Consider the following 24158-nt stretch of genomic DNA (forward strand, 5'->3'; position numbering starts at 1 on the left):
AGTAACCTGAAGCCGTGGTGATCTCTGTGCTCGACGCGCTGACCGACCGGATCCTCGTCGCCGACGGGGCGATGGGGACCATGTTGCATGCGGCAGACCTGACTCTCGATGACTTCGACGGACTGGAGGGCTGCAACGAAATCCTCAACGTGACCCGGCCGGACGTTGTCCGTGGCGTGCACGAGGCGTACCTGGCCGTGGGTGCAGACTGCGTGGAAACCAACACATTCGGTGCCAACCTGGCCAACCTGGCCGAGTATGGCATTGAGGGGCGCATCCGCGAATTGTCCGAGGCCGGCGCCCAGCTGGCCCGCGCCGCCGCCGACGCGTACGCGACGCCGGAGCAGCCCCGCTTCGTCCTCGGCTCGATCGGGCCGGGCACGAAGCTGCCCACCCTCGGCCACGCCGCGTATACGACGCTGCGGGACGCGTACCAGGAGAACGCCGTCGGCCTGATCGCCGGCGGATCGGATGCGCTGATCATTGAGACCTGCCAGGACCTGCTTCAGGTGAAGGCGGCGGTGATCGGCTCGAAGCGGGCGATGGCCGAGCTGGGCCGATCGGTCCCGATCATCTGTCACATGGCGGTGGAGACCACCGGCACGATGCTGCTCGGCAGCGAGATCGGTGCCGCGCTCACCGCGATCGAGCCACTTGGCATCGACCTGATCGGGCTGAACTGCTCCACCGGCCCGGCGGAGATGGGTGAGCACCTGCGCTACCTGTCACAGCATTCCCAGATTCCCGTGTCGGTGATGCCGAACGCCGGCCTGCCGGTCCTCACCTCCGACGGTGCGTACTTCCCGCTGACGCCGGACGAGATGGGCGACGCCCTGGAGCAGTTCGTCACCGACTACGGTGTGGCGCTTGTCGGCGGCTGCTGCGGGACCACACCGGAGCATATCCGGGTGCTGGCAGAACGGATGCGTGGCCGGCCGCCGGTGGTGCGGGAGCCCCGGCCCGAGCCCGGTGCCTCGTCGATTTATCACCATGTCCCCTTCGCGCAGGACGCGAGCGTCCTGATGGTGGGGGAGCGGACCAACGCCAACGGGTCCAAGGCGTTCCGTGAGGCCATGCTCGCCGGGGACTGGCAGGCGTGCGTCGAGATCGCCCGTAGCCAGGCGCGGGACGGCTCGCACCTGCTGGACCTCTGCGTGGACTACGTGGGCCGCGACGGCACCCAGGACATGCGCGAGCTGGCCAGCCGGTTCGCCACCGCCTCCACGTTGCCGATCATGCTGGACTCGACCGAACCGGGCGTGATCGAGGCAGGGCTGGAGACGCTTGGTGGGCGATGTGTGGTCAACTCGGTCAACTTCGAGGACGGCGACGGCCCCGACTCCCGGTATGCCCGCCTGATGCCCGTGGTTAAGGAGCACGGCGCGGGGGTGGTGGCGTTGCTCATCGACGAGGAGGGCCAGGCGCGCACCCAGGACTGGAAGGTACGCGTGGCCGCCCGGCTGATCGACGATCTGACCGGCCGTTGGGGAATGGCCCGGTCGGACATCCTGATCGACGCCCTGACCTTCCCGATCGCCACTGGGCAGGAGGAGACCCGGCGTGACGGGATCGAGACCATCGAGGCGATCCGGGAGATCGCTGCCCGTTACCCGGGAGTCAACTTCACCCTGGGCATCTCCAACGTCTCGTTCGGCCTCAACCCGGCCGCCCGGCAGGTGCTCAATTCGGTGTTCCTGCACGAGTGCGTCCAGGCCGGACTGACCTCGGCGATCGTGCACGCCAGCAAGATCCTGCCGATGTCGAAAATTCCGGATGAGCAGCGGGAGATCGCGCTCGATCTGGTCTACGACCGACGCCGTGAAGGGTACGACCCGGTCCAGCGCTTCATCGAAGCCTTCGAGGGGGTGGATGCCGCCTCGGCGCGGGCCAGCCGAGCGGAGGAACTGGCCGCGCTACCGCTGGAGGAGCGGCTCAAGCGTCGGATCATCGACGGCGAGCGCAACGGTCTCGAGGCCGATCTGGATGCGGCCCTCGCCACCGGCCTGGCGGCGATGGCCGTTATCAACGACATTCTGCTGGACGGGATGAAGGTGGTCGGCGAGCTGTTCGGGGCCGGGCAGATGCAGCTGCCGTTCGTACTCCAGTCCGCCGAGGTGATGAAGTCCGCGGTGGCGTACCTGGAGCCGCACCTGGAGAAGGCCGACGACGGCGGCAAGGGACGGATCGTGCTCGCCACCGTGAAGGGCGACGTACACGACATCGGCAAGAACCTGGTCGACATCATCCTGTCGAACAACGGCTACGAGGTGGTGAACATCGGGATCAAGCAGCCGATCAACGCCATCCTCGACGCCGCCGAGCAGAACCGCGCGGACGCGATCGGCATGTCGGGGCTGTTGGTGAAAAGCACCGTCATCATGAAGGAGAATCTGGTCGAGATGGCCACGCGGGGCGTCGCGGAGCGTTGGCCGGTCCTGCTTGGGGGCGCGGCGCTGACCCGGGCGTATGTCGAGGACGACCTGCGATCGATGTTCCCCGGCCAGGTGCACTATGCCCGGGATGCCTTCGAAGGGCTCTCCCTGATGGACCGGGTGATGGCCGCCAAGCGCGGTGGCGCACAGGTGGTGGACCCGGAACGGGAGGCGGCCCTGGCCGCGCGGCGGGAGCGGCGGGCGCGGCAGCGGGCGATCGTCAGCGAGTCGTTGCCGGAGCTGAACGATTCCTCGGTCCGTTCCGACGTGGCCACCGATGTGGAGGTGCCCACCCCACCGTTCTTCGGCACCCGAGTGGTGAAGGGGCTGCCGCTCGCCGACTACGCGGCGCTGCTCGACGAGCGGGCGACGTTCCTCGGGCAGTGGGGACTACGCGGTACCCGCGGCGGCAAGGGCCCGACCTACGAGGAGCTGGTGGAGACCGAGGGTCGGCCGCGGCTGCGCTACTGGCTGGACCGGCTCATCGCCGACCAGGTACTTGAGGCGGCTGTCGTGTACGGCTACTTTCCGGCGTACTCCGACGGCAACGACCTGGTCGTGCTCGACGAGAACGGGCACGCGGAGCGGGCCCGGTTCACCTTCCCGCGGCAGCGCCAGGAGCGGCGGCTCTGCCTGGCCGACTTCTTCCGTCCTCGCGGTGGCGAGCTTGACGTGGTGACGTTGCAGTTGGTCACCGTCGGCCAACCGATCAGCGAATACACGGCGAAGTTGTTCGCCCGCAACGAGTACCGCGACTATCTGGAGGTTCATGGGCTGTCGGTGCAGCTCACCGAGGCCCTTGCCGAGTACTGGCACCAGCGGGTCCGCGCCGAGCTGAGGCTGCCCGAGGACCGTACGGTGGCCACCGCCGACCCGGCCGACCTGGCTGGGTTGTTGCGTACCGAGTACCGGGGTTGCCGGTATGCCTTCGGCTACCCGGCCTGCCCCGACCTGGAGGATCGGGCGAAGCTTGTGGACCTGTTGGGGGCGGAGCGGATCGGCGTGCAACTGTCGGAGGAGTTCCAGCTCGTTCCGGAACAGGCCACCGACGCGATTGTCGTGCATCATCCGGAGGCGAGCTACTTCAACGCCAAGTGACACACCAGGTCCGACTGACCGGGGTCCGACGACGCTAAACGGCTCAGGGAGTCGAACGGGGGAAACCGGGTGAATCCGGAGCGCTGACGGCCGCGCCGTCACGGTGTTGCCGCAGTGCTCCGGATCTTCCCGACGCGTCCTTGACGAGGCCGGCGCGCCACCCGGCCGACGGCCGGAGTGCCTCCGGTCACCGCCGAGGAACCACCAACCCCAAACCGAAGGCCGGCCATCTGCCACCCGTCTTCCATTCCACAAACCAGTGACCATGACGCGGCGGGAGGCTGACCCCGCCAGCTGGGCCTGGGCACCCACCGGCAGCGCCCGTGGGACTGGTGGCCGCACGGAAGGGCCCAATCACCCACGGGTCGTCGATGATCCGCCTACCGTGACGTTGTGGGTGCTGGGGCTGACACCGCGACGGGCGAGAATCGCTCATGGACGCGGGCCCAGAAGTGGACAATCGTCGCTGCTGGTCTTGGTGTCTTCATCACCTTGCACGACGTGCTGGTGGCGAACGTGGCACTACCCCGAATTCAGGCCTTCTACGGCTTGGGGGAGTCCGGGCTGCAGTGGATCGTCGCCTCCTACAGCATGGGAATGGCCATCGCCATCATGCCCGCCGCCACCGTGGCTGACCGGTTCGGGCGACGGCGACTGTACCTGAGCGCGGTTGTGGTCTTCATCGTCGCCTCGGTGATCTCTGGCGTAACCTCCACCTTCGCGGTCATGCTGGTGGCGCGGGGAGTGCAGGGAGTGGCCTCCGCCGTCATCACCGTCTCCGCACTGGCCCTGGTCTCGGCGACCTTTCCGCACAAACGGCAGCGCTTTTTCGCCCTCGGGCTCTTTGCGGCGGTCGCCGATGTTGGTCTGGCGCTCGGCCCGCCACTCGGTGGAATTCTGACCGAGACCGCGAGCTGGCGATTGGTCTTCTTTGTCAACGTTCCGGTCGCGGTGCTGGCGGTCGGGCTCACCCTTCGGTACGTGGCCGAGTCCCGTGAGTCCACCCGTCGTGTCGTCGACCTGCCTGGTCAGCTGCTGTTTGTGATCACAGTCGGTGCCTTTACCTTTACTGTTATCGATGGCCATGACCTGGGCTGGGGATCGCCGACAATACTTGCGACGTTCGTCGCCTTCGCCGTTGGTCTCGCTGCCTTCATTGTCCGTGAACTTCGCAGCCGGTCACCGATGATGGATCTGCGGCTCTTCGCCAGCCGCGCCTACCGGCTGGGGAACATGGCCATATTTTTCGGTATGTTCACGGTGTATGGCGCGTTGTTGATCGTCACCCAGTACTTTCAGAACGTCCGGCTCTACTCCCCGATCGAGGCTGGTCTGCTCATCTTGCCGTCCTCCCTCGCGTCGGTGGCGTTCTCCCCGGTGGCTGGCTTCATCGCTGCCCGCCGTGGTGCCCGCCTGCCGGCCCTCGCCGGCCAGGTTCTGCTCGTCGTCGGACTGGCCGTCATGGTGGTCGGGGTGGCGCACAGTGTCGTCGCCGTCGTGCTGGGTTTCCTGCTCCTGGGTGCCGGGCTCTCTCTGATCATCCCGCCGGTGCAGGGGCTGGCGTTGAATTCGGTGCCGGTGGAGCGGGCGGGTATGGCCTCGGGCATCGTGGCCACCCAACGAGGTCTTGGATCAACCGCCGGCTACGCGGTTCTCGGAACGATCGTCTCGGTGTGGGTCGGCATCGCCTTGGACGGCGACCTGTCCAGGACCATTCCCGACCGCGACGAGCGGGCTGCTGTTGTCGAGCAAATCGTCGACGACACCAACCCCAACGCTTTTGAGGCGGTAGTCGGGCCTGGTCGACCAGTCGACCATCCCGAGTCCGACCAAGTGACGACGATCCGAACGGTCGCAGACCGTACATTTGTGCGGGGTATGCAGCTCAGCCTGGGTTTCGCCGCCCTGGTGGCCCTGATCATCCTGGTGATCCTCATCCGGAGCTTTCGTGACTCCCAAGATCAGTAGGTCCGGGCCTACGTCGTGGGACTCGGCCTGCCCCGGACGGTCGCGGTCGGGGTCGGCTTGCGATGTGAATCGTCTCCGCTTCCACGGGAGGGGAGATGCGTCAGCGGCCCACGATAGGCACCACGCTGATGATGGATTGATTCGGAATCGAGAAGGCGCTTCCCCCGGTCGGCGGTTAGCTTGAGAAGCACGTTGACAGCAGGACGGACAAGAGGAGCAGTGCGTACGTGAGCGTTACGTCGAAACCTGGTAAGGACAGTAAGCAGGCCAAGGCTTCCCAGGAGGAAGGTTTCTCCGAGGTCGAGCGCGCCGCCATCAAGGACCGGGCGGCGGAGTTGAAGTCGGAGGCTCGCCGCAGCAAGAGCGCGAACAAGGCGGCGGCCGACGAGAGGGACGTCCTCGCGAAGATCAGCGTCATGGCGCAGCCGGACCGCGCCATCGCCGAACGCCTGCACGCCATCATTACCGAGACCGCCCCGGAGCTCGCACCAAAGCTGTGGTACGGCCAGCCTGCCTACGCCCGGGGTGGAAAGGTGGTCTGTTTCTTCCGTAGCGGACAGGGAGACAAGCAGCGTTACTCGACGTTCGGGTTTGCCCCGGAGGCAAAACTCGACGAGGAGCGCGGCCTGTGGGCGACATCGTTCGCTCTGGCAGAGCTGACCGACAAGGCCGAGGTGGCGATCAAGAAGCTCCTGCGCACTGCCCTGGGCTGAGGTGGGACCTGCCGCGGCCCCGCCCGGGTGAAGGCATTCGCTCGGCCGGGGCCGTTCGGCTGTTGACCCCCAGGCGCTACTGGCCATTGTCCCGCCGCCGGCACCACGGGTCATCGTCCCGCCTCGGGCGATGGGGAGCGCCCGAGGCGGGACGAGTGATCAGGCGTCCCGGCGGTTCAGGAGGAAGGCCGCGAGCGCCAGCAGAGCGGCGGTCCAGAGGCCGAACACCCCGAAACCCTGCCAGGGCGTGAGGAGATCTCCCTCATGCTGGGTGGCCTGGCCGATCAGGATTCCAGCCTCGGTCGGCAGGTAGGCGTGGGCGTACTCACCGAACTTGCCGGGCAGGAGCTGTACCAGGGGAGCGAGCACCAGCACAAACATGATCACGCTGGTGATTCCGGCTGCGGTGCGCCGGACGATGGCACCGATGGCGAGGGAGAAGAGGCTGAGCATGGCCAGGTAGAGGCCCGTACCCACCACTGCTCGTAGCGCACCGGGATCGCCGAGGGAGGCCTCAACCTTCTCGCTCAGCATCGCCGCGCCGATGAAGAACGAGACGAACGCCGCCACCAGGCTTACTGCCAGGACCACCAGGCTCAGCACCACACCCTTGGCGGCGAGCATGGACAGCCGGCGGGGCTTCGCCAGCAGGCTGGCCCGGATCATGCCCGTGGAGTACTCAGAGGCGATGACCATGACTCCCAGCACGCAGATGGCTGGTTGGCTGATCAGGAAGCCGCTGCCGAGGATGACGGCGGTCGGGTCGTTGACAATCAGGGCGCGGTCACTCTCAGCGGTCTGGTCCCAGGCGGAGACAGTCAGTCCGACGAGCAGCGCGGTAAAGGCTGGGTACAACAACGCGAGTAGTCCGAGCGACCAGCCGGTCGACCGGACCGATCGGAGCTTTGTCCACTCTGAGCGCAGCAGCCCACCGAAGCTGGCGCGGCTGGCCACCGTGGTGGCGGTGGGACGGGCGGCGGTCGCGGTCATTGGGCATCCCCTCCGGGCTTCGGGGCGTCGGCATCTCGGGTTGAGCCGGTGCCGGCGTACTCCACGCTCTCCCGGGTCAGCGCCATGAACGCCTCCTCCAGGGTGCCGCGTTGCGGGACCACCTCGTGGAGAACGTGTCCACCGGCCGACGCGATCTCACCGATCCTTGTCGCGTCCAGGTCCTCAACGCTTAGTTCGCCGTCGTCGCTGCGGGTCACCGTGCCGCCGGCCCGTGCGATGGCTTCGGCCAGCTCGTCGGCGTTCGGGCTGCGGACGAGCACCGTCTGCTTCTTGCCCCGCTCGATGAATTCCTGGGTTGGGCAGTCCGCGATCAGGCTGCCGCGGCCGATGATGATGAGGTGTTCGGCCGTCACTGCCATCTCGTTCATCAGGTGGCTGGAGACGAAGACGGTTCGACCCTCGGCCGCCAACTGCCGCATGAAGGTGCGAACCCAGAGGATGCCCTCCGGGTCAAGCCCGTTGACCGGTTCGTCTAGCACCAGTACGGCTGGATCACCGAGCAGGGCGGCGGCCAGCCCGAGCCGTTGCCCCATGCCGAGGGAGAAGCCGCCGGCCCGCTTGTGCGCCACCTCGCGTAGCCCGACCAGGTCGAGTACCTCGTAAACCCGCTTCTTGCCGATGCCCTGCGATTGGGCCAGGCAGAGCAGATGGTTGTAGGCGGTCCGACCCGGGTGCACGGCTTTGGCCTCCAACAGTGCGCCAACCACGGCGAGTGGGGTGGTCAGCTCCCGGTATCGCCTACCGTCGATGGTGGCGGTGCCGCGATCCGGATGGTCGAGACCGAGCAGCAGGCGCATGGTCGTCGACTTGCCGGCGCCGTTGGGGCCGAGGAACCCGGTTACCTTGCCGGGCCCGACCGTGAAGGACAGATCCTTCACGGCGACCTTGTCGCCGTAGCGCTTAGTCAGGTTCTTGGCTTCGATCATCCGTTCCGTCCTGAAGAGGCCGATGGTTGTGAAAGTGAGGTTCCGCGGAGCCGCCACCGTCGCTGGTGTCTCCTCTCGGGCGGCGGAACTGGGAGAACCGGAGCGCGTTGCCGGCCGGGTCGCGGAAGGCGCAGTCCCGGACGCCCCAGGGCTGGTCGGTCGGCTCTTGCACCACCGTTGCGCCCCCGGCGCGAAGGTGCGCGAAGGTTGCGTCACAGTCCTCGGTGCGGAACACCAGACCGGGCAACAGGCCCTTCGCAAGGAGCTCCGCCAGGGCCTGCTGGTCAGCGGGCGAGGTCTCCGGGTAGACGACCAGGGACTGCAGAACGATGTCGGCGTCGGGCTGCCCAGACGAACCGAGGGCCACCCAGCGCAATCCCTCGAATGTGTGGTCCTGGCGGACCTCAAGGCCGAGAACGTCTCGGTAGAAGGCGAGCGCACGTTCATGGTCGTCCACGGCGACGAAGCGCTGCGCAACCCTGACTCCCATGTGATTCATGCTATGAACGGCAGCTCTCCGGGCGCTTCTTGATTCCTGATGAACCTGGGGCGAATGGTGGTCCACCGGCAGGTCAGCCGCCTCCGGTTCGCGCGTGCTCATCTGACAGCTCCTTTCGAGAGCGGTGGGTACGTATCAGGTCGTGGCGAACTCGACCAGGACCCGGCCAAGCGTCTCCATCTCGATCCGGTGCCAGGAACCGGGCAGCTCTCTTCCCGAGGCGTTCGGCAGCGCCGCTGCCGTCGCCTGGGCCGCGTCCCGCAGCCAGTCGCTGGTGCCGTCGCTGTTGACGACCAGCGCGGGAGTCCGCAGGGCGGCCAGTCGGTCGACCGGGAGGGTGTAGTCACCACACAGAGTGGCGTCATAGGCGAGCGTGTGCGCATTCGCCTCGTTCGTTGCCCAGAGCGGGCCCTGCCGCCACTGGGCAATTGCCGCTGGCGGCAGGCCCATCAGCACGTTCAGGAAGTACTCCGCAGCCGCGCCCCGTTGGTCGGCGGCGACCAGCGCGCGAAGTCGGTCGGCGGCGTCGAGGGGCGGCCGCGGGTGGTCACCGACCCGGAAGTACGGTTCGTGCAGGGCCAGTCTGGTGATCGGGGTACCCGCCAGGGCCGCCTCCAGCGCGAGGTTCGCACCGCACGACCCGGCGAACACCACCGCCTGGCCACCCGCCTCCTCGATCACGACGGCTAGGTCCTCAATCTCGCGTTCGATGGCGTACCGGGGGGAATCTCCGCTCTGCCCCCGTCCCCGGCGGTCGTAGACGTAGGTGGTGCAGTGTGCGGTCAGCTCTGGGACGAGCGCGTCGAAAATCGTGTGATCGCGGAAGGCGCCGTTCAGGAGTACGACCGGTGGGCCCTCCCCGGCCCGCTGATAGGCGATTGTGGTGCCATCTCGCGAAACAACCTTTCGCATCGAAATCTCCTCGGTGTTGTCCACGAATGTGTTTGTAGTCAATTTCCGGACAGTTGGTTGACCTCCCCTCGGGCCTTGGTCGGGTCGCCGAACTTCCCACGCCGGTGGGCAGCCTTAACTCTTCTCGTAACTGTGCTCACGCGATTGCGTCGTAGGGAGGTCCGCCCGGGCTGCCCGGCGTGGGATGAAGATCGGCGGAGGTGGACTCCGTAAGGGTGAGGAAGTGCCGTTCTGGCAGTCCGACCGGGTCAGGGATGGCGCACAGTGAATTGGTTGGGAGGCGACAGCGGTGACGCCTCCTCCAGTCCCGGATCGCCCGCGAGGATGGCTGCCAGGAGTCGCTGTACCCGTGGTCCCGGTTCGACACCGAGCTCTTCGTTCAGGATAGAACGGAGACGATGGTATGCCTGAAGTGAGCGCCCAACGTGACCGGCACGGTACATGGCCATCATTCGTAGTGCGCACAGGTTTTCGTTCATCGGGTTCCGTGCGGTGACAAGCGTTAGTTCGGCCAGCAGGTCGGAGTGCCGGCCCAGGGCCAGGTCTGCTTCGATTCGGCGTTCCAGCGCGCAGAGTCGGCTCTCCTCCAGTGATGCCGCCTCGATTTCCAGAATCGGGCCCAATCGGACATCAACTAAGGCTGAACCGCGCCAGACCTGGAGTGCGTGGCTGAACTCCTGCGAGGCGCGGTGCTGGTCGCCTGCCTCGGCCGCGGTGCGACCGGCGGCAAGGTGCCGGTTGTAGACTTCGACGTCTGTTTTGCACGCGACGCCCTCGAGTAGATAGCCGTTGTGGCGGGTGCCGATTATCTGCCGAGCTTCCGGACTGCCGTACCCGGCCGTCGCGAGTGCGTTTCGCAGCTGCAAAATGTATGTCTGCAAGGTTGTGGCGTGGCTTCGTGGTGGACGGTCTCCCCACAGTTCCTCGATGAGCATCGGCACGGTGACGACGCGTCCGACGTTCAATGCGAGTAGGGCGAGCACCTGACGTTGTTTGGGTGCGCTGGTCTCCACCGGCGTGCGACGAAAGTGAAGCGAGAGTGGGCCGAGCAGCCCGAAGCGTAAAAGTGTCTGGTCCCTTTCCACCCGATCTCCTCCGTGTAACGGATATCAACATGAGCCTTTCGTGCTGGCATGGCGACAGGCTTGGAGTTGATATAGAAATGGAGCCGAATTGTTTGATGAAGTGAGTCCGGTCGGTTGCTTGCCGGGCTGAAAACGATTCAGGAGCGCCGAAAGGTGGGCGCGGCCGGGTGTTCGATGTTTCTCCCCCCATCGATCCAGTCACTGGGTGTAGCAGGTAATTGCGTAATATTGTGCCATGATCCAGCGGTCCAGGGAACTGGTGATTAACTGGTTGCTTGTAAGGTAGATTTGTCTGTTACAGGTGGGAAGAGTGTTTGTAGGGCTCGGCGGAGGTTTAATCGGTTTCGTCATGGGTTCTGGAGGCAGTTGATCTACCTACCGGTAGGGTCGGTTGTCGTATGCATGGAGCGGCTCAAGGCGGGCGCCGGACTACTTGTTTCTTGTCGACTTGCGCTCTGGGTGACGGTGTCGTCACAGATGTAAGTACCGTTTGACGGCTCGAAGCAGGCTTTCGCGTCACTTGGGATGTTGCGGCCGTCCAGAATGGTTGACCGCCTCGGCTCCAGCCGGTTGCGGTCGTAGGGGTCATGGTCTGTTTCGGGCCGGTATATCGCCCGCAACACGAGAGTTCTGCTGTCCCTTCGCCTTCGGTGATCGCCGGTTCGGATCAGCCCCCAGTGCTGCTCGAGTTGATTGCGACGAGGGTCGGCCACCCTGATGGTCGCGACGATGCAGTGAGGTGCGCATGGACGATGCAGTCGAACGGGCGATCGAGTATCTCTGGGAGCGTTACGACAGGCCGCTGACGCTGACCGAGATTGCGGACAGTGCTGGCCTCAGCCGGTTCTATTTCGCCCGACTTTTTCGTAATTCAACCGGAATCACTCCTGGTCGTTTCCTGGCCGCAATTCGTATCTATCACGCCAAGCGCCTTCTCCTCGAGACCCCGCTGCGGATAACGGACGTCTCCGTGCTGGTGGGGTACAGCAGTCTCGGCTCCTTCAGTAACTGCTTCACATCCAGTGTCGGGATCTCACCCGGCCGGTTTCGTCGCCTTGCGCCCACCGGTGCGCCGGAGCTGTCCGGCCTACCGCCGGCCCACCGCGCCGGCTCGGGGGCGATCGCCGGCACGATCAGCCTGCCGGCAGGGCACGGTAACGCCCAGGTGTACCTGGGTGCGTTCCCGACCCGAATCGTGCAGCACCGCGCAGTTGCGGCGATGGTCGTCGACGTGCCGGGAGGCCGTCCGTCCTGCTACCACCTGCCGCACGTGCCCGACGGCACCTGGTTCGTGCACGCGGTGGCGGTGGCCGACGGCGTCGGCCCCGAAGCCCGCCGCCGCACCGCACTGATCGGCATGCACCCCTTGGTGGCGGTCGCCGCGGACGGTGTGACCAGTGCCGCGGTTCGCCTGCGCCGTCGACGGGCGACCGACCCACCTGTCCTGCTCGCGTTACCGGAACTCACGCCCCTGCCAGCGCCCGCGACCGGCGGGTGCCCGGCCACCACGGCACGGCAGACGCAGCTCGCGCGCCCCTCGACCCTGCCCCGCCAGCCGGCGCTGACGGGGCTGGCGCGAACGGTGCCCTGACCCGTGGATTCGCCGAAGGTCAGCCTGTTCGACTGACGTCACCAGTGCGGTTGAACGCGGTCCCCATCGTGTCGGCGGTCCCGACAGCACCGTGGCCGGGGCAACGTCGGGGATGCCCGTCGGGGCGGTCCCTAAGCACCATGGCGTGACCGGTGCCGGGGCGCTTTCGGACTGACGCCGACCACGCCGCATGCGGCGCCCCCGGCGACCCCGCAACGGCTCCCGCCCTAGGAAGTGGTGATTGACCGTGACCTCAGCCGTACTGCTCCAACCGCGTTCCGGCAGCACGCTCACCGAACGGCTCGCGCGTTCGGCCGTCGCTACCGAGGGCGCCGGGATCGCGACGTCCGATGTGCCGGACTGGCTCGCCGCCGAGCGGCTAGCCTGCCGGACTCGAGTGCGACAGATCCCGTTCGCGGATTTGGACGGTTGGTCGTTCCGGGCGGGATCCGGCAACCTGCGACACCGCAGTGGACGGTTCTTCACGGTGGAGGGCCTGCACGTCGTCCGACCGGACGTGGGCATGGAGTGGCAGCAGCCGATCATCGTGCAAACGGAGATCGGCATCCTCGGCATCCTGGCGAAGGAGTTCGACGGAACACTGCACTTCCTCATGCAGGCGAAGGTAGAGCCGGGCAACCCCAACCTGGTGCAGCTGTCGCCCACCGTGCAGGCCACCAGGAGTAACTACACGAAGGCCCACGGCGGGACGGCGGTGAAGTACCTGGAACACTTCCTTGATCCACCCCCGGGCGGGGTACTCACCGATGTCCTGCAGTCCGAGCACGGTGCCTGGTTCTACCGCAAGCGCAATCGCAACATGATCGTCGAGATAACAGGTGAGGTTCCGGCTGACGAGCGCTTCCGCTGGCTTACGCTCGGTCAGCTGGGTCGCCTCCTCCAGCAGGACAATGTGGTCAACATGGACTCGCGGACGGTGCTGGCGAGCGCTCCGCTGGCGTATCCCGAGCACGGCGCCATCCGCTCCGACGCGGATGTGGCGTCCTGGTTTACCGGTCAACGGGCCAGCCACGAGGTGCGGGCCCACCGCATCCCGTTGGCGCAGGTTGCTGGCTGGTGCCGCGACGAGCACCGCATCTACCGTCCGGATCAGCGGTACTTCCGGGTGTTGGCGGTCGCTGTTGAGGGCGCGAACCGGGAGGTTTCAAGCTGGAGCCAGCCGTTGATCGAGCCGGTGGCCCCGGGCGTGGTGGGCTTCGCGTACCGGACCTTCGCCGGTGTCCCACACGTTCTCGTGCACGCGCGGGTGGAGGGCGGCTTCCTCGACACCGTGGAGCTGGCGCCGACCGTGCAGTGCGTCCCAGCGAACTACACCCAGGCGTCAGCGGCACAGCGCCCCCCGTTTCTTGACCTGATGCTGGAAGCACCCCCGGAACGGGTCCGGTACGCGGCGACGCATTCCGAGGAGGGCGGTCGGTTCCGGAATGCCGAGAGTCGTTACCTCGTGGTCGCCACCGATGAGGCGGCGACGCCGACCGAGGCGCCGCCCGGCTACCACTGGGTCACTCCGGGCCAGCTCAGCTGGCTTGCCGGGCACAGCCGCTATGTCAACGTCCAGGCCCGGACCTTGCTGGCAATCCTGCAGACCCGGGCAGCCGAAATCGGCCAGGACTCGTGGGTGGGGCACGCCGCGGGCCGCTACCCCGCGGCGCGCACGTGATGGAGGTGGCCCTCGGCCCGATCCCGGCTTCTCGCCGAACTCGGCGAACGGCTCAGTTGGTCGCGGCGCCAGCGGCCCCGCCGCCGACGTCCCGGATGACCCGGCGCATCGACTCGCCATCGTTGGCGTGTGGGAAGTCCTCCGCCGGCACCGGGACCCCGAGGAACGCGCACAGCGGCTGCCATCCCTGCCGTACGTCATAAGTGAGCAGGTTGCCGGGGGCTACGGAGTTGGCGACCTCCTCGTTGTGCCGACGGAACACATCAATGGCGTAGCCCTTGTCGGCGAAGCGTCCGCCGAAGAGGCCATCCCAGACCATGGTGTTCACGAATCGGTACATCCGGGCCGGCATGGAGCCGGGTTCCGGCGGATTTTCGCGGTTCCGCACGGCGAACTGGTACAGCGTGTCGTACGTGCTTCGGTACCATTCCTCACTGTCCCGAATAGTCAGAATCACCTTCGCCTCGGGGAACGTCTGGGTGATGTCCTTGTGGTAGACAGCGCTGGGCCCATCCACGACGGAGGTGAAGCCGTCGAACAGCATCTTCCAGTCGGGCCGCTGTCCGTCGCAGACGACTTCTTCCCACTGCTGGAGCCGGTCCGAGTCGTTGACGATGTCAAACATGTGATAGCAGGGTCCGTAGCCGAGGCGCTCCAACGCCACCTTCAGTGATGTGGTGCCAGTCCTGCCCAGGCCGGTATTGATGAGCCGTAACATGTGTGAACCCCTTCTGCCGGTGCTGGTGTTGGATTGACCCGGAGCTAGCGCCAGTCCGCTGGGTCCTGCCGAGTGGATACATTGATGCAGTTCCAGAGGTTTACTAGCCCGACATGCATGATCAATGCGCTCAACTCTGGCTCGGTGTAGTGCCGAGCGGCCTCGCCCCAGACATCGTCCGGCACCGGATCCACCCGGTCACCGAGGCGGGCGGCGGTCTCGGCGAGCGCCAGAGCCGCCCGTTCGGCATCGGTGAAACAGTCGGCCTCGCGCCAGTCAGCAACGGTGGACAAGCGGTTGTCGATCCGGGCTGCGGCCTCTGGCTCGGCCGGCAGGATCCAGACTCGGCCATTGAGCTGGCTGACCCGCATCCGTACCAGATCGAGCGTCCGGACCGGCACGCCGACCTGGTTGATCACCTTACCCAGTTCGAGTAGGGGCGGCAGCGCGTCGGGTACGACCAGAGACGGGTTGTTCATCCGCGATGCCATCAGATTCTCCCGGGGTTGAGGGTCGTTGTCTCGTACGTCCGGCGGCGTCGGCGAGCGCGCGGTGCAGTCGCGAGTCGGAGTCCTGCCCGGCCTCCCACTGCACCCCGAGCACGAACGGGTGCCCGGTCGCCTCGATCGCCTCAATGACCCCGTCCGATGCCCGGGCGGTCACGGAGAGACCCGCACCAACCCGGTCGACACCCTGGTGGTGGTGGCAGGCGACAGTCGGGACATCGGTGCCGTAGGCAGCGGCGGCGAGGCTGCCAGGCTGGAGGTTGAGCCGGTTCCAGCCGAGGGTGAAGGTCGCGGTCTGGGGGCAGTGGCCATCATGGTCGACGACCTCGGGCAGGTGCTGGTGCAGCGTCCCTCCCGACAACACGTTGAGCACCTGCATCCCGCGGCAGATGGCCAGGACCGGCCGGCCGGCGTCAAGCGCTGCCCGGAGCAGGGTCAGTTCAACCCGGTCCGCGGCGGTGCTGCCGCACCAGGTCCTGGAGTGTTGGGGCTGCCCGTACAACTCCGGGTCCAGGTCTGGCCCCCCGGGCAGCAGGAGGCCGTCGAGTCGTGGCACGAGGTCCTCGGCACCCGGCAGCAGTGGAACCAACAGGGGGGTGCACCCTGCGGTGGCGAGCATGTCCACGTGGGCCTGCAGCGCCAGGCTGACTGTCATGTCGAGCCCCTGCACCGTCACCGGGGCCGTTCGTGCGCAGATTCCAATCACTGGCCGTGCCTCGAATTCGTTCCACGTTGAGCTCATGCGCACCCACCATTTTCCGAGGACCGCACCGTCCGGGGCAGTTCGCCCCACAGATCGGCGGCGGGACAGTTGACATGCTGCAAGGGTGGTGTGGTCGATTTCGTACGCGTCGGACTATTCAACGACCACTGGGTGAACCTATAACGGTGCACTGACCAATGGCAACGGTCGGATGTCCAGCGGTCGGCTGCCCTTCGGAAACGATCGGTGGTGTCGGAGCTTCGTTCAACCGCCGGCGAAGCGCAGTCGAAAGCCGTCGACCGTTGCTTGTTTTTTGGTCCGGTGATGGCGATGTCGAATCAATCCGTCCTTGACTGGGACTACAGAGGCTCTCGGCAGACTGCGAGCGGTCCGGCCCGATCGTCGATTCCCCTTTCGCCCGGCGGTCGACAGCTGCGGGTCGGCGAAGCGCGAGCGGGGCCACGTAGACGACCAGCAGGGCGGTCACCTTTCGGAAGGACGACTATGGCAACGACAGAGGTTCCGGTTCTCATCGTGGGCGGCGGCGGATGCGGCCTGGCCGCATCCGTTTTCCTGTCCGACCACGGTGTACGCCACCTGCTGGTGGAACGGCACCCGGGTACGTCGAGAATGCCGAAGGCGCACTATCTCAACCAGCGGACGATGGGCATCTTTCGTCAGCACGAGCTTGACGCTGAGGTGGCCCAGCAGGGGGCGTGCCTGGAGAAGTTCGGCAAACTGCGCTGGCTGACCTCGCTCGGCGGGGAAGGGCCCCTCGACGGCCTGGTCATTCAGGAGATGGACGCGTTCGGCGGCGGCGCGTTGCGGGAGACCTACGAGGCAGCCGGGCCGGTACTTCCGGTCAAGCTGCCCCAGGTCCGGTTGGAGCCGATTCTGCGGCAACATGCCGAGCGGCGTAACCCGGGACAGATCCGTTTCGGTCATGAACTGGTCACCTTCGCCGAGGAAGGCGACCGGGTGGTGGCCCAGGTCCGAGAGGTCGGCACCGGAGAGGTCACCACGGTCGTGGCCCGCTACCTCATCGCGGCTGACGGCGGCCGCACAGTCGGAGCGGCCCTCGACGTGCAGATGCGGGGCCTTCCAGGATTTCTCGAGGTCACCACCGCCTACTTCTCCGCGGACCTGTCGCCGTGGTGGCGCGAGGGCACCCTACTCACCCACTTTCTCCATCCGCACGACCCCGATCTGTCCAGCAACCTCATCGAGATGGGCCCCACCTGGGGGAAACACTGCGAGGAGTGGGTCCTGCACTTTCCGCCGGGCGACCCGCAGCGCTACCCCGAGGAGAGCATCGTCTCCAAGATCCGTGAGGTCCTTGGACTTCCCGGCCTGGAGCTCACGCTGCACCAGGTCACGAACTGGTCGGTGGAATCCCTGGTAGCTGACCAGTACCGGGTCGGTCGGGTGTTGCTCGCCGGCGACGCCGCGCACCGGCAGCCCCCCACCGTCGGGCTGGGACTGAACACCGGGATCCAGGACGCACACAACCTCGCGTGGAAGCTCGCCGCGGTACTCACCGGCCGCGCCCCGGACAGCCTGCTCGATACGTACCAGGCCGAGCGGCACCCGATCGGCCGGCACAACGTCGACTGGGCGGTCTCCGCGGCCCTGCACCACCACGCGATCCTCGAAGCCGTCGGTGTCGGTCAGCACACGGCGCCGCAGCGTCGGGAGCGATCGTTCGCGGCGTTCATCGACCCGTCCCCGATCGCGGCGGCTGCGCGGGCCCGTGCAGCCGAGTTGTTCGCCACTCACCGGGGTGGATGTCAGGCACACGACGTCGAGATGGGTTTCGCGTACGAACAGGGTGCGGTCATCCCCGACGGTAGCCCGCCGCCACCGCGGGAGCCGCTGCGGGACGTCTACCATCCCACCACCCGGCCCGGGCATGTGCTGCCGCACGCCTGGATCGAACGCGCTGGTCGGGTCCTGTCCACCCACGACCTGACCGGTTCCGCAGGCAGCTTCGTGCTGATTGTCGGTCCGAAGGCGGAGCGGTGGCGGGACGCGGCCGCGGTGGTGGCGGAGAAGCTCTCGGTCCCGATCAGCACCGTCTCCATCGGGGTCGGCGCGGAGTTCACGGCCGCCGACGACCGGTGGCTACGCGTCCGGGACATCACCGACGAAGGTGCCATCCTGGTCCGCCCCGACAACCACGTGGGGTGGCGCAGCAGAGGCACCGGGGCGAACCCGGCCGATGAGCTGGCCGGAGCCATCGGGCGCATCCTCGAGAGCGTGGGGCCGGCACGAGCCTGAATCCGGCGACAGCGCCTACCCCGCGCCCGTCCGAGTCTGTCATCCCGGGCGGGCGCGGGGTACTGCCCGGTGTTCCCCGGCGGGGCGAGGATTCCGACGCTGCTGCGGTCGGGCCGCCGGGGCACCGGCGGCACCACCGGCGTCCGGCCGAGGATGGTCACCTCAGGTCAAGGTGGCGACGGTGGTTCCGGGTAGCCCCACGAGCACCTGGTCAACGGCTTTACGCGCGTCGGCGATGCACGTGCCGACCCCCACTCCCTCGTACGCGGCACCGCAGACGGCGAGCCCCGGCGAGCCACTCACCGCCGTCCGGATTCGGTTCACCCGATCCAGGTGGCCGACTGTGTACTGGGGCAGCGCGCTCGCCCACCGGGTAACCCGGGTCGCCACCGGAGCACCGACCGCCCCGGTGGCCGCGGCGACCTCGGCGGCCACCAGCCGGACGAGGTCGGCGTCGTCGCGGTGCAGCGGTGCCTCGTCGCCGACCTGCCCGACCGAGCAGCGCAGGATCTCCACCTCGCCCGCCAGGTGCGGCCACTTCACCGTCGAGAAGGTCACCTCGTTGACGGCCCGTCCGTCTACCGCCGGAACGCGGTAGCCGCAGAACCCGCGCGCGGCGAGCCCGCCGGCGAATGCCGTACGCGGGTACGCCAGCGTGATCATGCCGACACTGGCGTACGGGATCTGCGCGAGCTCGGCGGCGGCCGGAGCCGCTCCGGGTACATCGGCCAGCAGCCGCCCGGCGGGCCCGGCGGGGACGGCGAGGATGACCGCGTCCGCGGTGAGGTGCTCTGTCCCGGCGTCGGCGTTGACGGTCAGCCGCCACCCCTGCTGTTCCGGAGCCAGGCCGGTGACCTCGGCCCCGGTCCGTACCTGCGCGTGGGGTGAGTCGGCGAGAACGGCGTTGACCAGTACCTGGGGCAGGTTTCCGAGCCCACCGGTCAGCGTGCCGATCCCGGTCGGGGCTTCCTGACCGTCCGGTGGTGGCGGCGGGACCAGCGAGCCCGCGGCCCGGATCAGCGACGGGTACCTGCGGGACGCGTTCGCCAGCGGGGCCAGCATGGCCTCGAACGACAGCTGGTCGGGGCGGCCGGCGCAGACGTCGCTGAGGAACGGGTCGACGAGGCGGTCCAGTACCTCCTGGCCGAGTCGTTCCGAGACGTAGGCCGCGACGGAGACGTCGCCGTCCCGTTCGGTCGGTGGCAGCTCGAGGTCACGACGGGCCTCGGCGACCCCCTCCGGCGAGAGGATGCCGGACTCGGCGAGGGCGTCCAGGTCCGAGGGGATGCCCATGAACTGGCTGGTGGGCAGGGGCCGAAGCGCACCCCTGCTCCAGATCGCTGTCGTGGTGGCGCCGGCCAGCGTGAGCTGATCGCCGAGACCGGCCGCGGTGATCAACCGCGTGGTCTTGGGACGTCGGGCATACAGCCCTTCCGCCCCCTCGTCAACGAGGACGCCCGCCACCTCAGAGGCGGACAGCTTCCCGCCGAGCCGCGGTGCGGCCTCGAGGAGGGTGATTCGTACTGGCTCGGTCCGGAGGTGGAACGCTGCCGTCACCCCCGTGATGCCGCCCCCGACGATGACCACGTGGGGCGTTGTATCTGCCCGATCCTGTTTGTTGTCCACCATGTCGCCTGCTCTTTTCCTGGGGTGCGATGTCGTAGCAGTCTCGCCGTGCTCCCGCGAATTCCGGTCGAGTGAGAGTTGACCGGGCAGGTTGTGGCGGTCGGCGGGGCGTGCCGGTTGGCGCTACGGTCCGTCCTCCTGCTTGCGCTTGAGTTGCTCGGCGAAGAGGCTCCACTCCTCGCTGATGCTGTCTGCGAGCGGAGCGATCACGCTCAGCCAGTGCGGCGGGATGGAGCCGGCGACCTCGCGCCAGCGATGTGGGGCACCGGCGTGCCACGCCATCCACCGGATGAACGCCCGGCCGCCTTCGGTGTATCGGATGGATGGATCGGTAGCCAGCTTCTTCGCCACTCCGGACCAGGTCAGCGGGGCGTCGGTGCGTCCGGGGCGCCTGACCGCACCACCCTGTGGGGCCGGCAACGCGGGAGTGGGCACCGCGGCACGGCGGGCTGGTCCCGTCGGCGGCTCGACCGGGGGAGGACGGTGCCCGGTGCGCTCCGGACTGAAGCCCCGGCGCAGCCGAGCGCTCACATCATGGACCGTGCCCAGAGATACGTCGGCCTCTCGGGCGACCTGCCGGAGCGGGGCGTTCGGGTGGGCGTTGAGGTAGGCGGCGGCGCGACGCCGGCCCTCCACGGCGGTGACCGGACGGCGTCTTCCGTCCCGGCCGATCCGCTTGCCACCGGCCTCTGCTGCCCCCGTCGACCGGGTACGTAACGATGCGATCGTCTTTGCGCTCAACCCCGTGATGGCGGCGAGGGCCCGATCGGACCAGTCCGGATACTCCGACAGCACCCGGTTGGCACCGGAGAGTCGGTCGGCTCGGGACAGCGGCAGCCCATGGGCGATGTTTGCCTGCATCGCCAGGATGAGCGCCTCGGCGTCGGTGCAGTCCAGGAAGCGTGCGGGGATGACGTGATCGCCGCGGAGCCGAGCGGCCTCGAGTCGGTGTAGCCCGTCGATGACCCGCCAGCCCTCCTCCTGGACGAGGATGGGCGGTAGCTGCTTGGTGCCGCCCGCCTCCACGAGTAACTGGACGTGGGCGCCGCTCGTGCCACCCTGCCGTAGCCGCAGACTGGGCGACAGGGCGTCCAGGGGAACGTCTCGTGCCGGCAGTCGCTCGAAGTTCTTCAGATCGAATTCGTCGTTACCCGTCGACTCGTTGCTGCCCGCCCTGGCGAACCTGAAGCCTTCCGTGGCCAGCGCAGCTTGCCCGTGGTGACGAGACATCCGGTACGCCCTCCTCGGTTGCCGTTTGGGCTGAGGGTGGCAGGGGCGTCTTTAGGCGTAGTCGAGACGGGGTGGACCGGCGCCGGGCGCTGGTCCACTCGGCGCTGTTCCGTTCTGGGGGGCGCCGAACCAGCGGGTGAGGGCGTGGGTGAGGTCGTGGGTGCTGCCGGGTGAGGTCCAGGCGAGGTAGCCGTCGGGGCGGATGAGGGCGGTGTTGAGACTGGGGTGGGGTTGGTGGGTCCAGGTGCCGGTGATGATGTCGATTCGGTCGGTCCAGGGGTGGGCGGTGGGGTGTTCGGTGGTGGTGGTGATGAGCAGGGGGCGGGCGGGGTGGAGTAGGTCGGCGATGCGGGGGGTGTTGCCGTTGGGGAGGGTGAGTTGGTGGTGTGGGGGCATGCGTCGGCCGAGGAGGGGGTGGTCGCCGGGGCCGAGGTCGTAGCGGACACCCAGCCCGCTGAGCATTCCGGCGAGGTGTTCGGCCGCGTCGGGGAAGGTGACCAGCTCGGCGAGGACACCGCGGAGCGGGTCCATCTCTGTACCGGTAAGTCGCAGCTCGATGGCGGCACGCGCGTTGCGGGCCAACTGTTGCCCGATGGGATGGCGTTCGGTGTGGTAGGTGTCGAGCAGGTCGGGTGGTGCCCAGCCGTGCACCGCCGCCGCCAGTTTCCAGCCCAGGTTCACCGCGTCCTGGACGCCCACGCTCAATCCCTGCGCCATCGCCGGGGGCTGTACGTGCGTGGCGTCGCCGGCCAGGAAGACCCGGCCGCGCCGGTACTCGGTGCTGACCCGAGACGCGTCGGTGAAGCAGCTGATCCAGCGACAGTGTCCATGATGTATGGACTCGCCGGTGAGCCGCTGCCAGGAGTCGGCCAGCTCCTGGTAGCTCAACGAGCTTCGGTCTCTCGGTGGCATACCCCGCTCGTGTACGACGACCCGGGTGACCCCGTTCTCCAGGTCCATCGCCATGACCATGCTGCCGTCGGGTAGATTCTCGCCGATCCGGCGGCGCCGGGTGTCGATGCCGGTGACGTCGGCGGTGTAGAACCCCCGGGTGGGCTCCGAGCCGGTGAAGCCGATCCCGGCCAGTGCGCGGACGGTGCTGCGCCCGCCGTCACAGCCGATCAGAAACCGGGCGGTCTCCCGGCCGGAGCCGGCGGGGCCGTCGAAGGTGACGACGACGTGGTCGGGGCCCTCCTCGAAGCCGTTGACCTCGTGGCCGTGGAACACCGGCACCCCCAGTTCGGTCACCCAGCTTTCCAGCATCCGTTCAGTCCGGTGCTGGGAGATGCCCCGGGCCCCGGCATGATCCTCCGGCAGCTGGCCGAGGTTGATCGGTACCCCCCCGAAGTGACTCTCCGCGGGCTCGGTCGGGCCCAGCCGGCCCAGCAGCCCTCGCTGGTCGAAGCACTCGGCGGTACGTCGGGTGAAGCTGGCACCCCGGGACTCCGTCGGCCGGGCCGACAGCCGTTCGTAGATCGCCACGTCGACCCCGCTGAGACGGAGTTCACCGGCGACCATGAGGCCCACCGGACCGGCCCCGACGACGATCACGTCCCGGGTCATCGGACTGTTCCGTTCTGGGGGGCGCCGAACCAGCGGGTGAGGGCGTGGGTGAGGTCGTGGGTGCTGCCGGGTGAGGTCCAGGCGAGGTAGCCGTCGGGGCGGATGAGGGCGGTGTTGAGACTGGGGTGGGGTTGGTGGGTCCAGGTGCCGGTGATGATGTCGATTCGGTCGGTCCAGGGGTGGGCGGTGGGGTGTTCGGTGGTGGTGGTGATGAGCAGGGGGCGGGCGGGGTGGAGTAGGTCGGCGATGCGGGGGGTGTTGCCGTTGGGGAGGGTGAGTTGGTGGTGTGGGGGCATGCGTCGGCCGAGGAGGGGGTGGTCGCCGGGGCCGAGGTCGTAGCGGACACCCAGCCCGCTACCCCGCCCGGCGAGATGCTCGGCCACGTCGGGGAAGGTGACCAGCTCCGACAGCATGCTGCGGATTGGTTCCACTGCGGCGTCCCCGAGGTACAGCGACGAGGCGGCCTGTGCGTCGGCGATCAGTTGCCGTCCGATCGGGTGGCGTTCGGTGTGGTAGGTGTCGAGCAGGTCGGGCGGCGCCCCGCCGTGCACCGCCGCCGCCAGCTTCCAGCCCAGGTTCACCGCGTCCTGCAAGCCGGCACTGAGTCCCCATGCCGCCAGTGGCGGCATCTCGTGCGCGGCGTCGCCGGCCAGGAAGACCCGGCCGCGCCGGTACTCCTCGGCCACCGCGGCCGCGTTGCCGCAGGCCCACAACCACGGTGCCGACCCGTGGTGCAGGGACTCGCCGGTGAGCCGTTGCCACGCGTCGGCGACCTCGGCGAATGTCAGCGCGTCCGGATCGGGGTTCGGCGGTAGTCCTCGGTCGTGGATCACGATGCGGTAGCGACCGTGCCCCAGTGGCGTGCACACCACCATGCTGCCGCTGGGCAGCCGTTCGCCGATCGGACGGGGGCGCAGTTCGACTCCGGTGACCTCTGCGGTGTACATGCCCCGAGTGGCCGCTGGTCCGGAGGCCTTGATCCCGGCCAGCGCCCGGACGGTGCTCCGCGCGCCATCGCAGCCGACCAGGTAGTGGGCTATCACCTCAGCGCTTCCGTCTGGCCCGCCGAAGGTGGCGACGATGCTGTTGCCCGCCTCCCGCAGACCGGTGAGTTCGTGCCGTCGGAGAACCGGAACGCCGTGTTCGGCCAGCCAGTCCGTCAGCATCTGCTCAGTGCGGGCCTGCGGCAGGCCCAGGATGCCACTGTGGTCGTCGTCGAGTTGGCTGAGGTCGATGCGTACGCCACCGAAGTGCCCCATCGGCCCCCAGCGAAAGCCTTCCAACCGTGCGAGCAGGCCGCGCTGGTCCAGCGATTCCGCGGCACGCCGGTTGAAGCCGAGAGCGCGGGACTCGCCGGTGGCTGCGGCGAGGCGGTCGTAGACCCGTACCCGCGCACCGCCCAGGTGTAGTTCGACGGCGAGCATCAGGCCGACCGGCCCCGCACCCACCACGATCACATCGGTTTCCATTTCCGGACCCTTCCGCATCGTGGCCGGATAATCGCTACGCCAAAGTATCCGCCGGCGCTTCTCGGTTCAATGGCGATTGATGTGTGGGGGTAATTGTTCGACTGCGGATTCCGGCGCGGTTGAACCTGATCTATTGCTCAGCAATTTCAG

The 24158-nt window shown here is 67.7% G+C and carries 18 protein-coding genes; 6 read left to right on the forward strand and 12 right to left on the reverse strand.

Going from position 1 to position 24158, the window contains the following annotated elements; genetic code table 11:
- Positions 1-14: 14 nt before the first annotated feature.
- The 3 genes from metH (at position 15) to STROP_RS10935 (ending at position 6211) form a co-directional block, all read left to right on the forward strand.
- Entirely contained in the window at positions 15-3530 is a 3516-nt protein-coding gene (metH, locus tag STROP_RS10925; protein WP_187151594.1) for a methionine synthase, read from the forward strand.
- Positions 3531-3923: 393 nt separating this feature from the next.
- Positions 3924-5498, forward strand: coding sequence for a DHA2 family efflux MFS transporter permease subunit (locus STROP_RS10930; RefSeq protein ID WP_011906053.1), 1575 nt, complete (start codon positions 3924-3926; stop codon positions 5496-5498).
- Positions 5499-5725: 227 nt separating this feature from the next.
- A complete protein-coding gene (locus STROP_RS10935; RefSeq protein ID WP_011906054.1) occupies positions 5726-6211 on the forward strand; it encodes an iron chaperone in 486 nt (161 codons plus the stop codon).
- Between the two features lie 159 nt (positions 6212-6370).
- Here the strand turns inward: STROP_RS10935 and STROP_RS10940 are convergent, their stop codons facing one another.
- The 5 genes from STROP_RS10940 to STROP_RS10960 form a co-directional block, all read right to left on the reverse strand.
- Positions 6371-7201, reverse strand: a complete 831-nt coding sequence (locus STROP_RS10940) for an ABC transporter permease (protein WP_011906055.1) — start codon at positions 7199-7201, stop codon at positions 6371-6373.
- Positions 7198-8148 carry an ABC transporter ATP-binding protein gene (locus STROP_RS10945; RefSeq protein WP_011906056.1) on the reverse strand — a complete coding sequence of 317 codons (951 nt, stop codon included), beginning with the start codon at positions 8146-8148 and terminating at the stop codon, positions 7198-7200. The genes STROP_RS10940 and STROP_RS10945 overlap by 4 nt, the downstream gene beginning before the upstream one ends.
- Positions 8123-8647: a VOC family protein gene (locus tag STROP_RS10950; RefSeq protein WP_020678894.1), complete on the reverse strand. Its 525-nt coding sequence runs from the start codon at positions 8645-8647 to the stop codon at positions 8123-8125. The genes STROP_RS10945 and STROP_RS10950 overlap by 26 nt, the downstream gene beginning before the upstream one ends.
- Positions 8648-8782: 135 nt before the next feature.
- Positions 8783-9559, reverse strand: coding sequence for an alpha/beta fold hydrolase (locus STROP_RS10955; RefSeq protein ID WP_011906058.1), 777 nt, complete (start codon positions 9557-9559; stop codon positions 8783-8785).
- Positions 9560-9807: 248 nt separating this feature from the next.
- A complete protein-coding gene (locus STROP_RS10960) occupies positions 9808-10644 on the reverse strand; it encodes an AfsR/SARP family transcriptional regulator (protein ID WP_011906059.1) in 837 nt (278 codons plus the stop codon).
- A 745-nt stretch (positions 10645-11389) separates the two neighbouring features.
- Here STROP_RS10960 and STROP_RS10965 point away from each other — a divergent pair.
- Complete coding sequence (locus STROP_RS10965; RefSeq protein ID WP_011906061.1) at positions 11390-12235, forward strand: helix-turn-helix domain-containing protein; 846 nt, start codon at positions 11390-11392, stop codon at positions 12233-12235.
- 247 nt (positions 12236-12482) lie between these two features.
- Positions 12483-13916: an NDP-hexose 2,3-dehydratase family protein gene (locus STROP_RS10970; RefSeq protein ID WP_011906062.1), complete on the forward strand. Its 1434-nt coding sequence runs from the start codon at positions 12483-12485 to the stop codon at positions 13914-13916.
- A gap of 52 nt (positions 13917-13968) precedes the next feature.
- Here the strand turns inward: STROP_RS10970 and STROP_RS10975 are convergent, their stop codons facing one another.
- The 3 genes from STROP_RS10975 to STROP_RS10985 are packed head-to-tail and all read right to left on the reverse strand — an operon-like array spanning position 13969 to position 15882.
- The gene (locus STROP_RS10975) at positions 13969-14634 is read right to left on the reverse strand and encodes a sulfotransferase family protein (protein WP_011906063.1); all 666 of its coding nucleotides are present in this window, start codon (positions 14632-14634) and stop codon (positions 13969-13971) included.
- A 44-nt stretch (positions 14635-14678) separates the two neighbouring features.
- Entirely contained in the window at positions 14679-15125 is a 447-nt protein-coding gene (locus tag STROP_RS10980; protein WP_011906064.1) for a carboxymuconolactone decarboxylase family protein, read from the reverse strand.
- Positions 15055-15882: a gamma-glutamyl-gamma-aminobutyrate hydrolase family protein gene (locus STROP_RS10985; protein ID WP_011906065.1), complete on the reverse strand. Its 828-nt coding sequence runs from the start codon at positions 15880-15882 to the stop codon at positions 15055-15057. Before STROP_RS10985 ends, STROP_RS10980 begins: the two co-directional genes overlap by 71 nt.
- 465 nt (positions 15883-16347) lie before the next feature.
- Here STROP_RS10985 and STROP_RS10990 point away from each other — a divergent pair, with 465 nt between their 5' ends.
- On the forward strand, positions 16348-18120 hold the full coding sequence (locus STROP_RS10990) for an FAD-dependent monooxygenase (protein WP_011906066.1): 1773 nt from the start codon (positions 16348-16350) through the stop codon (positions 18118-18120).
- Positions 18121-18282: 162 nt separating this feature from the next.
- On the opposite strand, the gene hemG is transcribed toward STROP_RS10990, so the two are convergent.
- The 4 genes from hemG to STROP_RS11010 all read right to left on the reverse strand — a co-directional run bounded on the left by hemG (position 18283) and on the right by STROP_RS11010 (position 24008).
- Positions 18283-19749 carry a protoporphyrinogen oxidase gene (hemG, locus tag STROP_RS10995; RefSeq protein ID WP_011906067.1) on the reverse strand — a complete coding sequence of 489 codons (1467 nt, stop codon included), beginning with the start codon at positions 19747-19749 and terminating at the stop codon, positions 18283-18285.
- Between the two features lie 120 nt (positions 19750-19869).
- Positions 19870-20976, reverse strand: a complete 1107-nt coding sequence (locus STROP_RS11000; protein WP_011906068.1) for a ParB/RepB/Spo0J family partition protein — start codon at positions 20974-20976, stop codon at positions 19870-19872.
- Between the two features lie 51 nt (positions 20977-21027).
- Positions 21028-22539 carry an FAD-dependent monooxygenase gene (locus tag STROP_RS11005; protein ID WP_011906069.1) on the reverse strand — a complete coding sequence of 504 codons (1512 nt, stop codon included), beginning with the start codon at positions 22537-22539 and terminating at the stop codon, positions 21028-21030.
- On the reverse strand, positions 22536-24008 hold the full coding sequence (locus tag STROP_RS11010; RefSeq protein ID WP_011906070.1) for an FAD-dependent monooxygenase: 1473 nt from the start codon (positions 24006-24008) through the stop codon (positions 22536-22538). The genes STROP_RS11005 and STROP_RS11010 overlap by 4 nt, the downstream gene beginning before the upstream one ends.
- Between the last annotated feature and the right edge of the window lie 150 nt (positions 24009-24158).

Origin of the sequence: Salinispora tropica CNB-440 (assembly GCF_000016425.1) — a bacterium.
Taxonomy (GTDB): Bacteria; Actinomycetota; Actinomycetes; order Mycobacteriales; family Micromonosporaceae; genus Micromonospora; species Micromonospora tropica.

Bases quoted from the DNA above. Each gene is read 5' to 3' on its own strand.
- STROP_RS10940 (WP_011906055.1), bottom strand. From the start codon at position 7,201: ATGACCGCGACCGCCGCCCGTCCCACCGCCACCACGGTGGCCAGCCGC.
- STROP_RS10945 (WP_011906056.1), bottom strand. From the start codon at position 8,148: ATGATCGAAGCCAAGAACCTGACTAAGCGCTACGGCGACAAGGTCGCC.
- STROP_RS10950 (WP_020678894.1), bottom strand. From the start codon at position 8,647: ATGAATCACATGGGAGTCAGGGTTGCGCAGCGCTTCGTCGCCGTGGAC.
- STROP_RS10955 (WP_011906058.1), bottom strand. From the start codon at position 9,559: ATGCGAAAGGTTGTTTCGCGAGATGGCACCACAATCGCCTATCAGCGG.
- STROP_RS10965 (WP_011906061.1), top strand. From the start codon at position 11,390: ATGGACGATGCAGTCGAACGGGCGATCGAGTATCTCTGGGAGCGTTAC.
- STROP_RS10975 (WP_011906063.1), bottom strand. From the start codon at position 14,634: ATGTTACGGCTCATCAATACCGGCCTGGGCAGGACTGGCACCACATCA.
- STROP_RS10980 (WP_011906064.1), bottom strand. From the start codon at position 15,125: ATGGCATCGCGGATGAACAACCCGTCTCTGGTCGTACCCGACGCGCTG.
- STROP_RS10985 (WP_011906065.1), bottom strand. From the start codon at position 15,882: ATGAGCTCAACGTGGAACGAATTCGAGGCACGGCCAGTGATTGGAATC.
- STROP_RS10990 (WP_011906066.1), top strand. From the start codon at position 16,348: ATGGCAACGACAGAGGTTCCGGTTCTCATCGTGGGCGGCGGCGGATGC.
- hemG (WP_011906067.1), bottom strand. From the start codon at position 19,749: ATGGTGGACAACAAACAGGATCGGGCAGATACAACGCCCCACGTGGTC.
- STROP_RS11000 (WP_011906068.1), bottom strand. From the start codon at position 20,976: ATGTCTCGTCACCACGGGCAAGCTGCGCTGGCCACGGAAGGCTTCAGG.
- STROP_RS11005 (WP_011906069.1), bottom strand. From the start codon at position 22,539: ATGACCCGGGACGTGATCGTCGTCGGGGCCGGTCCGGTGGGCCTCATG.
- STROP_RS11010 (WP_011906070.1), bottom strand. From the start codon at position 24,008: ATGGAAACCGATGTGATCGTGGTGGGTGCGGGGCCGGTCGGCCTGATG.